The sequence below is a fragment of the Bartonella vinsonii subsp. arupensis OK-94-513 genome (assembly GCF_000278235.1).
GTDB lineage: Bacteria > Pseudomonadota > Alphaproteobacteria > Rhizobiales > Rhizobiaceae > Bartonella > Bartonella arupensis.
The window spans coordinates 478,686-493,536 of record NZ_JH725037.1; the positions used below are offsets into that span (position 1 = coordinate 478,686).

General features: G+C 38.9%; 13 protein-coding genes. 9 read left to right on the forward strand and 4 right to left on the reverse strand.

The annotated features are described in order from the left end of the window. Positions 1-4 precede the first annotated feature (4 nt). From holA to ME1_RS01950, 4 genes are all read left to right on the forward strand, one after another. Positions 5-1,045: a DNA polymerase III subunit delta gene (holA, locus tag ME1_RS01935; RefSeq protein WP_004862516.1), complete on the forward strand. Its 1,041-nt coding sequence runs from the start codon at positions 5-7 to the stop codon at positions 1,043-1,045. Between the two features lie 338 nt (positions 1,046-1,383). Next, on the forward strand, positions 1,384-2,316 hold the full coding sequence (locus ME1_RS01940; RefSeq protein ID WP_004862519.1) for a prephenate/arogenate dehydrogenase family protein: 933 nt from the start codon (positions 1,384-1,386) through the stop codon (positions 2,314-2,316). Between the two features lie 269 nt (positions 2,317-2,585). Further along, positions 2,586-3,440: a YihY/virulence factor BrkB family protein gene (locus ME1_RS01945; protein ID WP_004862521.1), complete on the forward strand. Its 855-nt coding sequence runs from the start codon at positions 2,586-2,588 to the stop codon at positions 3,438-3,440. Positions 3,441-3,452: 12 nt separating this feature from the next. Then, a complete protein-coding gene (locus tag ME1_RS01950) occupies positions 3,453-3,947 on the forward strand; it encodes a YaiI/YqxD family protein (protein WP_004862523.1) in 495 nt (164 codons plus the stop codon). A 1-nt stretch (position 3,948) separates the two neighbouring features. Here the strand turns inward: ME1_RS01950 and ME1_RS01955 are convergent, their stop codons facing one another. Continuing rightward, the gene (locus ME1_RS01955; RefSeq protein ID WP_004862524.1) at positions 3,949-4,629 is read right to left on the reverse strand and encodes a TlpA disulfide reductase family protein; all 681 of its coding nucleotides are present in this window, start codon (positions 4,627-4,629) and stop codon (positions 3,949-3,951) included. Between the two features lie 33 nt (positions 4,630-4,662). Here ME1_RS01955 and argH point away from each other — a divergent pair, with 33 nt between their 5' ends. The 5 genes from argH (at position 4,663) to ME1_RS01980 (ending at position 11,425) form a co-directional block, all read left to right on the forward strand. Further along, positions 4,663-6,063, forward strand: a complete 1,401-nt coding sequence (gene argH / locus ME1_RS01960; protein WP_035011604.1) for an argininosuccinate lyase — start codon at positions 4,663-4,665, stop codon at positions 6,061-6,063. Between the two features lie 53 nt (positions 6,064-6,116). After that, the gene (gene lptM, locus ME1_RS01965; RefSeq protein ID WP_004862528.1) at positions 6,117-6,296 is read left to right on the forward strand and encodes an LPS translocon maturation chaperone LptM; all 180 of its coding nucleotides are present in this window, start codon (positions 6,117-6,119) and stop codon (positions 6,294-6,296) included. An 8-nt stretch (positions 6,297-6,304) separates the two neighbouring features. Then, a complete protein-coding gene (gene lysA / locus ME1_RS01970) occupies positions 6,305-7,579 on the forward strand; it encodes a diaminopimelate decarboxylase (RefSeq protein WP_004862530.1) in 1,275 nt (424 codons plus the stop codon). A 380-nt stretch (positions 7,580-7,959) separates the two neighbouring features. After that, a complete protein-coding gene (locus tag ME1_RS01975) occupies positions 7,960-10,404 on the forward strand; it encodes a TIGR02302 family protein (RefSeq protein WP_004862532.1) in 2,445 nt (814 codons plus the stop codon). A gap of 226 nt (positions 10,405-10,630) precedes the next feature. Further along, positions 10,631-11,425 carry a class I SAM-dependent methyltransferase gene (locus ME1_RS01980; protein WP_035009036.1) on the forward strand — a complete coding sequence of 265 codons (795 nt, stop codon included), beginning with the start codon at positions 10,631-10,633 and terminating at the stop codon, positions 11,423-11,425. Between the two features lie 264 nt (positions 11,426-11,689). On the opposite strand, the gene ME1_RS01985 is transcribed toward ME1_RS01980, so the two are convergent. From ME1_RS01985 to tsaD, 3 genes are all read right to left on the reverse strand, one after another. Then, positions 11,690-12,373 (reverse strand): response regulator transcription factor, encoded by a 684-nt coding sequence (locus tag ME1_RS01985; protein ID WP_004862536.1) that lies wholly within the window; start codon positions 12,371-12,373, stop codon positions 11,690-11,692. 270 nt (positions 12,374-12,643) lie between these two features. Continuing rightward, a complete protein-coding gene (locus ME1_RS01990; protein ID WP_004862538.1) occupies positions 12,644-13,105 on the reverse strand; it encodes an EVE domain-containing protein in 462 nt (153 codons plus the stop codon). A gap of 374 nt (positions 13,106-13,479) precedes the next feature. Next, a complete protein-coding gene (tsaD, locus tag ME1_RS01995) occupies positions 13,480-14,574 on the reverse strand; it encodes a tRNA (adenosine(37)-N6)-threonylcarbamoyltransferase complex transferase subunit TsaD (RefSeq protein WP_004862541.1) in 1,095 nt (364 codons plus the stop codon). Positions 14,575-14,851 lie beyond the last annotated feature (277 nt).

Consider the following 14,851-nt stretch of genomic DNA (forward strand, 5'->3'; position numbering starts at 1 on the left):
TATTTTGGCTCAGAAAAAAGCGCATGAAGTTGATCCTTTTCTAACGCGTTTTTCGCGTGCCTTTCCTATTGTTCTTATTTATGGACCAGATCGTGGTCTTGTTTGTGAACGTGCACAACGTTTTGCTAAGCTTACGCAGGTGGCAATAGAAGATCCATTTTCAACGGTTCGTTTGGATGCTGCTGAGATTGATAAAGATCCTGCTCGTTTGGAAAATGAAGCACGTACTTTATCACTCTTTGGGGGGGATCGTTTGATATGGGTTTCTAATGGGGCTAACCAGAAAGGTTTTCTTACAGCCTTAAAGCTTTTAATTGAGGAACCGCCAGAAGCGTGTTTTATTCTCATTGAAGCGGGGGATTTGAAAAAAGGAACAGGACTGCGCAATGTCGTTGAAACGGCATCAAAAGCAATGGCTTTACCCTGTTTTGCAGATGATGTTCGTTCTCTTGATGGATTGATTGATGAGGTTTTGGGACATTTTAAGAAAACCCTTTCTTTAGATGCACGAAAGTGGTTGCACGAAAGTTTGGGAGGGGACCGTCTTGTATCACGTAGTGAATTGGAAAAGCTTTGTCTTTACGCTTCTGATATCCATATTACTCTTGAAGATGTGAAAGCTATTGTAAGCAATGTGAGTGCTCTTTCTCTCGATGAAGTGGTTGATGCACTTCTCTTGGGAGATATTGCGGGATTTGAGGCCCATTTTAGCCGATATGCAGCACTGCACGGTACAGTTTTTTTTATTTTGAGTACGGCACAAAGGCACTTTCAGCAATTACAACTCTTGCGTTATCAAGTGGAGGTTGAAGGGAAATCTCCTTCTACAGTAATCTCTCAGGCGCGCCCTCCTATTTTTTTTCAACGCAAAAGAACAGTGGAGCAAGCTTTAAAATATTGGAAGTTGGAACATATTTCCTATGCAATGGAAAGAATTCAAACTGCTGTTTTAGAGAGCCGTAAAAATTCGTCTTTAGGAGAAGCTATCATTCGTCAAGTTTTGTTGGGACTTACAATTGCTGTACGGCGCCAAATGGCTGCTTAAGATCTTCAGTTGCATTTGTGAGGTCTTATTTGAAGACCTGAAAATTTTATGAAGTAAATATCGTTCTTTTATAAGATTTGTTTGTTTTTTGAAAAATAAAAGCGGTGCTCTTAAAATGGTAAGTGGGGCATAGTTTTCTTCTATCATTCATTTTTTGTGCATTTTTCAGGTAAAAATAATCTGTTAGTGATTTGCTCAAGCGATTATTGGGAGCGTGTGATTTTCATTATTTGTTCTTTTGCCGGTTGTGGTTTTTTAAATGTTTGATACATAGATCTTGAATAAACAGAGAGGCAAATTGTGGTTTTGTTGCCATTAAAGGTCTTTAAAGGTGAAAGATGCTCCATATCCAATTTGAAAAAATAGCACTCATAGGGATTGGTCTTATTGGCTCTTCTTTGGCGAGAGTGATTAAAAAGAAAAATCTCGCAGCTCAAATTTCTATCGCAACGCGGCGAAAAGAGACGTTGAAGAGAGCACGTGAGTTGGAACTTGGGGATTTTTATACAACCGATAATGCAGAAGCTGTTGAAGGAGCAGATTTAGTGATTATTTCTGTTCCCGTTGGGGCGAGTGCAGAGGTGGCAAAAAACATTCGTGATCATTTAAAGTCTGGAGCGATTGTGAGTGATGTTGGTTCCACGAAGGCGTTGGTCATTGCAGAAATGGCACCTTTATTACCAAAATCTGTTCATTTTATTCCTGGTCATCCGATTGCTGGAACAGAATATTCAGGACCAGATGCTGGCTTTGCTGATTTGTTTATGAATCGCTGGTGTATTTTAACACCTTTTGCTGACAGTGATGCTACGGCTGTAGCACAATTGACAGCGTTTTGGGAAGCTTGTGGTGCACGTGTCGAGAAAATGGATGCGAAACATCATGATCTTGTTTTGGCTATTGTTTCGCATTTGCCGCATTTGATTGCTTATAATACTGTTGGGACAGCTAGTGATTTAGAAAAAGTAACGAATTCCGAAGTGATTGCTTATTCTGCTTCAGGGTTTCGTGATTTTACACGTTTGGCTTCTTCTGATCCTGTTATGTGGCGAGATATTTGTTTGCATAATAAAGATGCTATTTTAGAAATGTTGAGCCGTTTTAGTGAAGGGCTTGCTTATTTGGAACAGGCAATCCGGTTGGGAGATGGTGAGACATTGTTTAATTTTTTTACGCGTACACGTGCTGTGCGTCGTAGTATTATTGCTGCTGGGCAAGAAATTGATGCTCCTGATTTTGGACGCCAGAATGTTCCTCAAAAGGGTGAGTAAAACAAAGTTTTTATTGAATTTGGCTGATTTCTTTTAGAGATATGTTACCTATTTTATCGACATATTGATAATTGCATGTACTCATCTTTATTATCTTTGGCTTTTGATAAGGAGGATTTGTTGCATTGTTCTTTTCAGTTTCTCTACAGAGTGAAGCTTGACTGTATTGATCATTGCCTTTTATAGTGGGAAATGGTTTTTTTCAGTTTTGATGTTTTTTGTAAAGCTTGGAGTGATCAAGAAAGGTTGTTACCAGAAAGTATTGAGATTTGTTAAAAAATATCTTTTGGTATAGTTATCGCATTTTTATTGATGCAGTAAGTCATTATTGGCGTGATAATGGAAGTGCTTTTGCTAGTCATATCGCACTTTCAGGACTTTTAGCATTTTTCCCTTTTTTTATTTTTGGAACATCTCTTGCAAGTTTTATTGGTGCTTTTACATACACACCGCAAAAAATCAAAGCTTTGCTACAATTATTGCCAGATGTCATTGTAGAGCCTTTGACTCAAGAAATTGTCAATGTTTTAACCATTCAGCGTGGGGGAGTGTTAACAGTTTCTGTCATTGGAGCGGCTTATTTTGCCTCTAATGGGATAGAGGCATTACGGACAGCCTTAAATAAAGCTTATCGTGTTGTTGAACGGCGTAGCTTGTTGTTTTGTCGTTTTCAAAGTTTGTTTTTTGTGATCCTTGGAGCTATTGGTCTTGTTGTGATCAGCTTTTTGTTGATTTTAGCTCCTTTGCTCCTCAAGATTATGCAAAATCATTCTTTTTTTATGACTGAATATATTGGTATCATTCGTTTATGGCGTTATATAATCGCAGCAGTTGTTCTTTTTGTAAGTCTTTTGATTGTTCATAAATGGCTACCAGCAGAGCGACGGAAATTTATAGATATTTTACCAGGAATCGTAGTGACAATGTCAGTGTGGTTTGTGGCTTCCATTGCTTTTGCGCAATATTTGACAATGTTTGATTATATTTCTACCTATGCGGGGTTAGCATCTATGATGGTTGCCATAATATTTCTTTACATATTAAGCGCAATTTTTATTTTTGGAGCGGAAATAAACGCGGCGATAATGTTTTATCGCAAGCATTTGCAACATTCAGATGAATGAAAGAATTTATGATTGCGTGAAAGTCAAGGTACAAATATTCCCATAAAGCCTGCCATTACTTTGTTGATTGATGCTGATGCTTGCCCTGTAAAAGATGAGGTTTATCGTGTGATGAATCGTTATCAGCTTAAAACATTTGTTGTGGCAAATCGGTTTTTCTCTCTTCCAGATGAAGCCCTCATTGAAAGGGTGGTTGTTTCTGGAGAATTCAATGGTGCCGATGATTGGATTGTAGAACATGTGCATGAGGCTAGTGTTGTTGTTACCAGTGATATTCCTTTAGCTGCGCGGGTTGTGAAGGCGGGAGGTTTTTGTCTTTCACCAGTGGGGCGTATTTTTGATGTAAATTCAATTGGTCAAGCTTTAGCCATGCGCAATTTGATGGAAGATTTGCGAGGACAGGGTAATATAACAGGTGGTCCGCGTCCTTTTTGTAGCAAGGATCGTTCGGCGTTTTTGTCAGCACTGGATCTCGTTATACAACGTTTAAAAAGGCGCGGTTATTAGGTTAGAGTGCTTCTTTTATGACAGCTCTTATAAGCGCTTTTGCATCGTCATTAGCCCATGGAGCTGCACCGTTGAATGAAGCAATGAGATGCCCATTTTTATCAATAAGAAATGTAATAGGTAGTCCTAAAGCAAGTCCTTGTTTTCTAACATTGTTGAAAATATCCATTGTTTCATCACGATAGTAAAGCAAATTATTGGCATGAACATCTTGTAAAAACTTCTGAATTTTTTCAGGGGAAGCAGTTTTATCAATATTAATAGCTATAACATCAAAGTTTTCTCCACCAAGTTCACGTTTTAACTGCGCCAATTCTGGCATTTCTGTACGACAGGGTGCACACCAAATAGCCCATAGATTGATCAGCATTGGTTTTCCAGTAAAGTCGCTAAGTTTGTAGTCTTTTCCTTGAATATCTTTGAAAGAGAGTTCTTTCATATCTAAGAGCGTATCTGCAAATCGCATGTGGGTAAAAAATCCTTTGGCTGCTTTTTGGATCGCCAACATTTTTTCCGCTCGTGCTTTATCAGTGTTTATTGCTTGTGCTTTCTTATGAGAGTGGGCTATTGTTGCGTATATATTTAAGGCAATAATAAAAGAGAGAAGAATAATAGAAAATAGAAGGAAGCATTGCCTTTTTTTGTTGTTATTTTTTGGACTTATAAAAATTTGAGGAAACATCATTTTATCCTTTTCACTGGGTGCTTTTAGAGTATGACGAATGAGAAATTAAAAAACCAGATGTGGGGTGGTCGTTTTATAGCAGGACCTGCTGCAATTATGGAAGAAATTAACGCCTCAATTGATTTGGATCAAAAACTTTATCGGCAGGATATTGAAGGTTCACTTGCTCATGCCGCGATGTTGGCACAAACAAAGATCATTTCACAATCAGATTATGAAAAAATTGTTCATGGTTTAAAACTTATTCAACAGGAAATTGAGGAAGGTACATTTGTTTTTTCACGAAAGCTTGAAGATATTCATATGAATATTGAAGCGCGATTGAGCGAATTAATTGGTCCTGTAGCAGGACGTTTGCATACAGCGCGTTCCCGCAATGATCAAGTTGCTGTTGATTTTCGTTTGTGGGTGCGTGAGACATCACAGAAAATCGCGCAAACTTTGAAAAAATTGATAGAGCAATTGCTTGATCAAGCAGAAAAACATGTTGAGACTTTTATGCCAGGTTTTACGCATTTACAATCGGCACAGCCTGTAACATTTGGTCATTACATGATGGCTTATGTTGAAATGTTTGGTCGAGATTTATCGCGAATGCGTGATGCGGTCGAGCGAATGAATGAATCCCCCTTGGGAGCTGTTGCTTTGGCAGGAACAAGCTTTCCAATTGATCGTTTTATGACAGCAAAAGCACTCAGATTTAGAGAACCAACACGCAATTCGATTGATAGCGTTTCTGATCGTGATTTTGCCTTAGAATTTTTAAGTGTTGGTGCTCTTTGTGCAACGCATCTTTCGCGCTTAGCAGAAGAAATTGTCCTATGGTCAAGTGATCAATTTCATTTCATTCGTTTGTCGGATGCTTTTTCAACCGGTTCATCTATTATGCCACAGAAGAGAAATCCCGATGCTGCGGAACTTGTGCGGGCTAAAAGTGGACGACTAAATGGTGCATTGATGGGTCTGTTAACGGTGATGAAAGGACTCCCTCTTGCTTATTCAAAGGATATGCAAGAAGATAAGAAATATGTGTTTGATGGGGCTTTGAGTTTAGAATTATCACTGGAAGCAATGATAGGGATACTTGGTGATTTGCAAGTTAATAAAGACGCTATGAAACAAGCAGCTGATTTTGGTTATGCTACCGCAACTGATTTTGCCGATTGGCTTGTACGTGAATTAGGAATTCCTTTTCGTGAAGCACACCATATTACTGGGCGGGCTGTCGCACTGGCAGAAAAAAAACAATGCGGTTTGCATGATTTATCATTGGTTGAACTTCAAATGATCTGTCCAGAGATTCATGCAGCACTTTTTGATGTTTTGACGGTTGAAAAATCCGTTAAAAGCCGTAAAAGTTTTGGAGGTACGGCACCTTCAGAAGTGCTTTATCAAATTGCTTATTGGAAAAAACGCCTTGTAACTGCCTGAGTGGTCAATTCAAAAAAATAAAAAGAAACTATCAATAGGAGGGATAGGGGCGTATGAAAATCATTGTGAAGAATTTAACAATTGTTCTTTTGGGGAGTGTTATGATCGTTGGGTGTGGACGCAAAGGGGCATTAGAATTGCCTCCTGCAACAGTGGGAGATTCTTTGAAAAGCGCCTCCGTTTCTCAAAGCAAAGCAGATAAACCTTTTGTTCTCGATCGGTTGATACAATAGAGGTTTCTATGCATTTTTTTTCTTATCATCAGGATGTACTCCACGTTGAAGGTCTTTCGCTTTTGGAACTTGCGCGGAATGTTGGAACACCTTTTTATTGCTATTCAGCTAGTGCACTTCTTGCACATCTTAAAGATTATCAAAATGCATTTCGAGATATGCCTAGTTTGATTGCGTATGCCGTTAAAGCGAATTCCAATCAAGCGGTTTTAAGGCTTCTGGCGAATCATGGAGCGGGAGCTGATGTGGTTTCAGAAGGAGAACTACGGCGTGTTCTTGCTGTTGGTATTCCTGCTCATCGCGTTGTTTATTCTGGTGTGGGTAAAAAAGTTGAAGAGATAGATTTTGCGCTTGCACAGGATATTTGTTGTTTTAACGTTGAATCAGAACCAGAACTTGAACAATTATCAGCGCGAGCTGTTGCTCTTTCAAAAACAGCGCGTGTTTCTTTGCGTATTAATCCAAATGTAGATGCTAAAACCCATAAGAAAATTACAACGGGTAAGTCCGAGAATAAATTCGGTATTCCGCTGTCGTTGGCATGGGATGCTTATAAAAAAGCAGCCCAATTGCCTAGTCTTGATGTTTGTGGTGTTGATCTCCATATTGGTAGCCAAATTTGTGACTTAAAGCCCTTTGAAGATGCATTTATGATTGCCGCAGATTTTGTGCGCCAATTATGGAATGATGGTTATGCAATAACCCATATCGATATTGGCGGAGGGCTTGGTATTCCTTATGGTCATGAGCAGCATCCAATACCCTCTCCTTTTGATTATGCGGAACTGGTAAAAAAACATATTGCTCCCTTAGGGATTAATATTATCTTGGAGCCTGGGCGCAGTATTGTTGGGGAAGCCGGTGTGTTGGTGACATCTGTTTTGTATTTAAAGAAAGGTGAAGGACGCAATTTTGTTATTGTTGATGCGGCAATGAATGATTTTATGCGTCCCACACTTTATGATGCGTGGCAGGATGTGATACCGGTGGAGAAAGCATCGATGAATGCTCCATTGATCCGTGCAGATATCGTTGGTCCTGTTTGTGAAACAGGTGATTATTTGGCATTAAATCGCTCTATGCCGGTTGTTGTGTCAGGTGATCTCCTAGCGATTACGGGAGCAGGTGCTTATGGTGCAGTGATGGCAAGTACCTACAATAGTCGACTTTTGGTGCCAGAAGTTCTCGTTCAGGATATGCGTTATGCAGTTGTTCGTCCGCGGCTTGATTATGCTCAATTAATAGGTTGTGATCATATTCCAGATTGGATTGAACATTGTTAAGCCTTCTTGGTCTTATTTTTACTAAATTTTAGTGAAACAGTTTCGTGTCTAAAAATTATTTTATGTGTGGTTTATCCGTAGTGTCATAAAATATTTTTCTTTAGTACAGTGATAAGGTGCATTGATGCAGAGTAAAAATCTATTTGATTTCAGTTTTCTTTTGCGTCAACCAAGTGTAAAAGCATAAAGTTGAACGTAATATTCAGGGTAAGATTTGCTCAGAGGGACTATGAATCACATAAGTGATCAGCAGGTAGGACTTCTTTCGAGAGAAACCAATCTGATTACAGATGGGTGCTGGTTAAGAATCTTCATCCTTTAAAGTGAGGAGGAGATTAAGATCTCAGTTCATCGTTGTAAAAGGGGACACATGCTTGTCTATGAGAAATGAAAACATCAAAAGTTTTGCAAAAATAAAACTTTTGTATGCGCGCGTTTTGATGTGGTTTATCCTCTCATTTGAGCGGATATGGATACGGTTGTTGCCGTTTTTCTTAGTTCTCAGTCTCTTTTGTTCGCTTAGTTGGTTGGGACTTTTTGGAATTCTGGGTTATTGGCCACATTTGCTTTTACTCGGGATTATGCTTTTTTTTGCTGCAGGGAGTTTGTTTTTTCTTATTCATTTTCGCTTTCCTACAATAAGAGAAGTTGATCAGCGTCTTGAACAAGCAAACAGCCTTAAAAATCAACCTTTAAGCGTTCAAACAGATCGTTTGTGTCTTGAGAATGATGAAGATTTTAGTGTTCTTGTTTGGCGTGAACATCAACGCCGTATGGCAAAACAATTACATTCTTTAAAAACCGGATTTATCTATCCTAATAGTGCAATTTGTGATCCTCTGGCTCTCAGAGCTTTATGTGTTCTCCTTTTTGTGTGTGCTTTTAGTTTTTCTTTTGGCTCATTAGGAGGACGTTTGGCAGATGCGTTTGATTTACGCCCTATGGTTGATGAAACATCAATGCGGATTGATGCGTGGGTAACGCCACCTGCTTATACAGGCGTCGCACCTCTTTATTTAACACAAGGTAAAGAAAAACAACTTGCGGTTCCTGAAGGAAGTAATGTGGTTGTACGGGTTGTTAATGGTGCCGGCATTACAGTGAAAGCGAATTCTGAGGAAGATGCACGGGAAATTCTGTTTTCTAAGAAAAACGAAAAGGTGGCTTTGGATGATCCCATTGTTCAGTTTGAAACACGTTTAGAGCGTTCAATGAATTTAGAAGTGTCATCGCGGCATAAAAAACAGCAATGGCATTTACAAATGATTAAAGATCAGATCCCGACAATTCGTTGGTTAGAAAAACCAGGGCGGATTTTGACGGGTTCATTAGAACTTCAGTATGAGCTGGATGATGATTATGGAGTGACAAAGGCTTTTATTGAAATAGAGCCTCTTTTAAATCAGCGTAAAGGCGCTTCTTCTCTTTATAAGGCACCTGAAATAGAGCTTCTTCTACCGCGTGGTGGAAAGGGCAAAATGCGTACGGTAAAAGATGTATCGGCGCATCCATGGGCTGGTTCAGAAGTCAAAATTACTTTGGTGGCAGAAGATGGTGCTGGACAGAAAGCTTACAGCAAAACTTTTGTGATGACCTTACCACAACGTGTTTTTTCAAATCCTGTTGCTCGTGCAGTGAGTGAATTGCGTCGTTTGCTGGCTCTTGATGCTTTAGCACAAGAGCGTGTACTCGATATGCTTTCTGCTTTACTCGTGCGTCCAGAAGAGGGGCTGAAAAATATCACACATTTTCTTGCTCTACAGAGTGCGTGGACAAGACTTTCTATGGCAGAATCAGAGGATGATTTGCGCGATGTGGTTGATTATTTATGGCAGATTGCTTTGGGTATTGAAGATAATCAGCTTGAATCCGTTCAGAAAAATTTAAAACAAGCGCAAGCTGCTTTACGTGATGCTCTTCGTTATGGTGCTCCAGCTACAGAAATTGAACGGCTTATGGCAGATTTACGCCAAGCTATGGATGATTATATTCACGCTTTGGCTGAAAAAGCACAAGACAAAAGCAATAATAGCAATCCTAACAATCACAATCTTAGTCGTCCCAACCTTTCTGAGGATTCATTAGAAAAAAAGCTAAATTTAATCGAAGAAATGGCCAAGATGGGTTCCTCTGTAGCAGCTGAACAGCTGTTGGCTGAAATTGAACAGACTCTTGATCATTTGCAAGTTCAAAAAGGTAATCAAGGTGCCAAGCAAAATCAGAGCCAATCTGCGCAAATGAAAGAAAAGATGGATAAGCTTGGAGATTTAATACGTCGTCAACAAGAAATTCTCAATGAAACACATCAATTGGAAATGGAACAACGACGGGGAGAAAATGTACCAGAAAAGCAAAGAAAATCTTTAAAAAAACATCAAGCTGAATTGCAGTCTGAATTATCAACGTTAGAAAAAGAATTATCAGCCCAAGGGATTGAAGCAAATGATGCATTCAAAAAAGCAGAAGAAAAAATGAATTCTGCAGAAGATGCTCTTGATCACGGAAATAATCAGAAATCCATACAGGATCAGTCAGATGCTTTAGAATCTTTGCGGCAAGGTGCACAAAATGTTTTAGAGAAAATGCGTGAAATGCTTAAAGAATCCGGCGATAGTCAAAATGCTATTCGTGATCCTAAAGATCCATTAGGGCGTTCACTTTCTTCAAAAACAGATCAAGAAGGGCAAGAAGGTGTGGCACTACCACAAGAAAGTGATCAAATGCGTGCGCGGCAGATTTTAGAAGAAATTCGCAAACGCCTTGGTAAGGAGCATATTTTGGAAGAAGAAAAAAACTATCTTGAAAGGTTGCTTCATTTTCACTAATCGTTTTTTTCTTTTGTCTGATGTTGAAGAGAGTTCATGAGAAACTTTTAGGGTGCAAGGTTGAAAGATAAAGAGCGAGGGGAAAGCAGCTTTCATGAAGGGATTATGAAAAATATTCTGTGCCGTTTTTTGTTGTTTGGGTTTAAGAATATAAAATGAGAATTTTTGCCATTGCGAAGAAATGGCAGAAGTCCATATAAGTGGGGGATATGAAAGCTTGTGATGTTTGAAGTTTTTTTCTACACGGTATGTTAAATTGGATATAGTCACACTGAAAGATTTTTACGATTCTGCTCTTGGACTGCGTGTTCAGGGAACAGTGTGTGAGCAATTAAATTTATGGTGGCCCGATCTTTCTGATAAACGGGTTATGGGGTTGGGGTATGCACTTCCTTATCTTTCTGCGTTGCGTACACGCGCACAACGATGTTTCGCTTTTATGCCAGCAGCTCAGGGTGCTTCGCCTTGGCCTTGTGATGAGAAGGTTGCTACAGCTCTTGTTTTTGAAGAAGATTTGCCGCTTCCTGATGCTTCGATTGATTGTATTTTATTGGTTCATGCACTTGAATATACAGAAAATTCATTTGAAACACTGAATGAAATATGGCGCGTTTTAGCACCCAATGGGAACTTAATTGTTATTGTTCCTCATCGTCCTGGATTTTGGGCGCGCAATGCTTCTACACCTTTTGGTTACGGTGAGCCTTATAGTCGGCAACAAATCGCTCGTTTGTTTGAAAAAACAAATTTTATTTCTGGGCCAGTGCAAGAAATTATACATTATATGCCTTCTTCAGGTTCTGCTTCACGGTTATTCTCTCTTTTTTATGAGCCGTTTGTACGCTATCTTTTGCCTTATTTTGGTGGGCTCTTAATGTGTCAGGCGCAGAAACGTGTTTATCAAGGTTTGCTTGTACAGCGTCGTCAATCACGGCGTGTTTTTATTCCTGCATTATCGCCACAAGCTTATGAAAAGGCTTCTCATTTTGTTTCTGCTTCTATTTCACAACGCTGCTTGTGAAAAACTTTTCTTTATATAATGGTCAAGAGGCATTCTCATTCTCTTTAGCTCGCGTTTTATATTTTGCTTCTTTCTTGTGATATGCAAAGCAAGCAAGCCTTTATTAAGCCATTATAAGATGGGTATACAATGAGAGATTTTATTCTCTTCAGAATGCTCATTTAAAGTGAAAATAGTATAAATCCAAACATTTTATTTTTTGGCTTCAGAGTGAGAATTGAGGATATAAAAATCGTTTTTAAGGCAGATCATGGGAGAGAAATTTTAAAGGTTTAAGCGATAGCCATTTTGATCGGTAATGAGAATTTGTGCGTTGGAAGGATCTTTTTCGATTTTTTGTCGCAAACGATAGATATGGGTTTCTAAGGTATGAGTGACAACATTTTCATTGTAGCCCCAAATTTGTTCTAACAGTGTTTCACGGCTCACGATTTTATCATGGGTGGAAGAGAGATATTTAAGAATCTCAGCTTCCTTTTCTGTGAGGTATGTTTTGTTATTGTGTTGATCAATGAGGAGTCTTTGTTTTGGTTTAAAGCTATAGGGACCAATATGAAAAACTGTATCGTTGTTTTTCTCGTATTGGCGCAATTGAGCGCGAATTCGTGCCAATAATACTGCAAAGCGAAAGGGTTTTGTCACATAATCATTGGCACCTTTTTCAAGATCTAAAAGGGTATCACAATTTGTATCATGATTACCAATCATGATAATGGGCGCACGAAATTCTTGGGAGCGTAATTTTTTAACAGCTGTACGACCATCAAGATCAGAAAATTCAATACCAAAAATAGCGAGATCAATATTTTTCTCTTGGATTGTTGTGATTCCTGCTTCAGCTGTTTTTGCTTGGAAGACTTCAAATTCCTTATGCATTTGTAATTGTTCTACCAAAATAGGGCGCAGATCATCATCTTCTTCAACAATTAAAAGGGTATAGCAGTTCATTTTTTTCCTTATAAAATGTGTTGATGCACCAATCGGTGGAGAGCAGTTTCATGAAAAATGGCATCTCATGCAAGAGAAATTAAAAAAGAAAGCTTTTTAAAAATAAACTTTTGTTGTTTCTCTGGTCATTCGCTGACAGGAAGGGAAATGCAGACGGAGTATTTTGTACGTTGATTAGAAAAATTTTTTTGTGTTTTAGGGCAAGACGTATTTCTGTATTTAGCGCGAGTAAATGATACACCAATAGGAAAATGTCTTGCGCTATGTTCTTTACGAGCGCGTTTGTGAAATGGAATTAGGAGCAACAAGAGATCTTTCTTTAAGATTGCCCATCAAACAGATTTCTCTCCATTCCTCTTCTGTCACGGGTTGTACTGATAAGCGAGAGGCATTAACCAGTACCATATTTTTCAGTTTTGGATTTGCTTTAATCTGTTTTAATGAAACAGGTGTTGGCATATCGCAGAGTGCACGGATATCTACACATTCCCAGCGTGGATCAGAGGTAGTAGAATCAGGATGTGCTTCAGCACATATTTCTACAATGCCTACGATTTCTAATCCTTTATTTGAATGATAAAAAAAACCTTTATCACCGTATTTCATAGCGCGCATATTATTACGGGCTTGATAATTACGTACACCGTCCCATTGTTCACCAACAGTACCTTTTTGCTTTTGCATTTCCCATGACCATTTGTGGGGTTCAGATTTAAAAAGCCAATAAGCCATGAGATCTCCTTTTCATGAACTTTGATATTTTTCACATGTCATGTACATCTTTTTATAAGCCTCTGTATAACACACCATCAAGAGTGATTTTTAAAATGGGGTAAAGAATTGCATTATCAATTTGTTTCTTTTTCAGTGGAGAATTGAGTTAAGTAAAGATGTTTCAAGTAAATTGGTTTAGCATGTGAACATTTGATTATTTTTTTGGCTTTGGTCTAGAAGGGCTGATTGATTATGTTGCGTTGAAAAAATGATGCGAGAAAATTAGTGTCAAAAAGTTCAAGGCTTACAATGATTATAACAACCGATAAGATATTCAGTAATTGTAGCGCATATTGTGCTTTGTGAATAACAAAAGCAGCTATTTATTTTTCTTATGCTTTTGTTCCGCGGCGTCCCATTCCAATCAAGGGAGGAGATTTTTCATCTAGTGGCCAGCGTGAACGAGGAGCAATATCAAGGGAGCTTGTTTCTCCTCGTGCAAGTTTTTGTGCACCAGCAAAAGCAATCATTGCAGCGTTATCAGTACATAAGGAAAGAGGTGGAGCTATAAATTCAAAACCATGTTGATGTGCGAGTTCTTGCAATGTCAATCGAAGAGCTTGGTTGGCAGCAACTCCGCCTGCGACAACTAAAGCAGGAGGACGGCGCCCTTGATAACCAGAGAGCGGATACTGGTGGGTAAAGTGTTGTAGAGCCAAATGAACACGATCATGCACTGTATCAGTAACTGCTGCTTGAAAACTTGCTGCAATGTCAGCAACATCGCTTTCTGTAAGAGGAGCCATAGCTGTTGCGGCTTGACGGACAGCAGTTTTGAGGCCGGAAAAAGAAAAATCTAACCGTTTTTCACCTTTTAAAGGTCGTGGAAGAGGAATACGATTTTTATCACCCAAGAGAGCCATTTTTTCAAGTGCTGGGCCACCAGGGTAAGGAAGTCCTAAAAGTTTAGCTGTTTTATCAAAAGCTTCTCCCAATGCATCATCAATAGTGGTTCCTAAACGCTGGTAATTGCCTATCCCGTGAACAAGAATTGTTTGTGTGTGGCCACCTGAAACCAACAGCAGTAAATAGGGAAAATGGACATTATGCGTTAGCACGGCTGTTAAAGCATGCCCTTCTAGATGGTTTACGGCAATAAAAGGTTTTCCTGTGGCAAGAGAAAGTGCTTTTGCACTCATAACGCCTACTAAAAGTCCTCCTATCAAACCAGGGCCACTTGTAGCGGCAATGGCATCAATATCTTGTAATTGTGTGTTTGCTTCTGTGAGTGCTTTTAGAATTAAACTATCGAGAATTTCAACATGAGCTCGGGCGGCAATTTCAGGAACTACACCACCATAGGGTGCATGATGATCAGTTTGACTCCAAACAATATTTGAAAGAATTCGGCTGTTTTCTTCATTGTTGTATTCAACAACAGCAGCAGCAGTTTCATCACAACTTGTTTCTATTCCCAACAGACGCATTTCAGACAAAACCTTATGTTGAAGATTCTTTCTTGTCTGCGTACCATGGATAGGAAAAGATGCAAAGAAATTCTCTTGGAGTTGATACCTCTATAACAAATCTGTTGTAATGCTTCCCTGATATGAAAAGCACTGTTCACCAAAAAGGGATACTGTGTTTTTTAGTATAAAATGTTGATACTTTTCTAAAACTTTGTTGGTTAAAGTATATATTTATAAATGTTGCGGATAAAAATGTGGCGTTGAAAATTACTGTAAAGTTATATTCTTTATAAAA

Coding starts and splice junctions, on each gene's coding strand:
- ME1_RS01955 (WP_004862524.1), bottom strand. CDS start 4,629: ATGTTTCCTCAAATTTTTATAAGTCCAAAAAATAACAACAAAAAAAGG.
- ME1_RS01985 (WP_004862536.1), bottom strand. CDS start 12,373: ATGAACTGCTATACCCTTTTAATTGTTGAAGAAGATGATGATCTGCGC.
- ME1_RS01975 (WP_004862532.1), top strand. CDS start 7,960: ATGAGAAATGAAAACATCAAAAGTTTTGCAAAAATAAAACTTTTGTAT.
- lptM (WP_004862528.1), top strand. CDS start 6,117: ATGAAAATCATTGTGAAGAATTTAACAATTGTTCTTTTGGGGAGTGTT.
- tsaD (WP_004862541.1), bottom strand. CDS start 14,574: ATGCGTCTGTTGGGAATAGAAACAAGTTGTGATGAAACTGCTGCTGCT.
- argH (WP_035011604.1), top strand. CDS start 4,663: ATGACGAATGAGAAATTAAAAAACCAGATGTGGGGTGGTCGTTTTATA.
- lysA (WP_004862530.1), top strand. CDS start 6,305: ATGCATTTTTTTTCTTATCATCAGGATGTACTCCACGTTGAAGGTCTT.
- ME1_RS01990 (WP_004862538.1), bottom strand. CDS start 13,105: ATGGCTTATTGGCTTTTTAAATCTGAACCCCACAAATGGTCATGGGAA.
- ME1_RS01940 (WP_004862519.1), top strand. CDS start 1,384: ATGCTCCATATCCAATTTGAAAAAATAGCACTCATAGGGATTGGTCTT.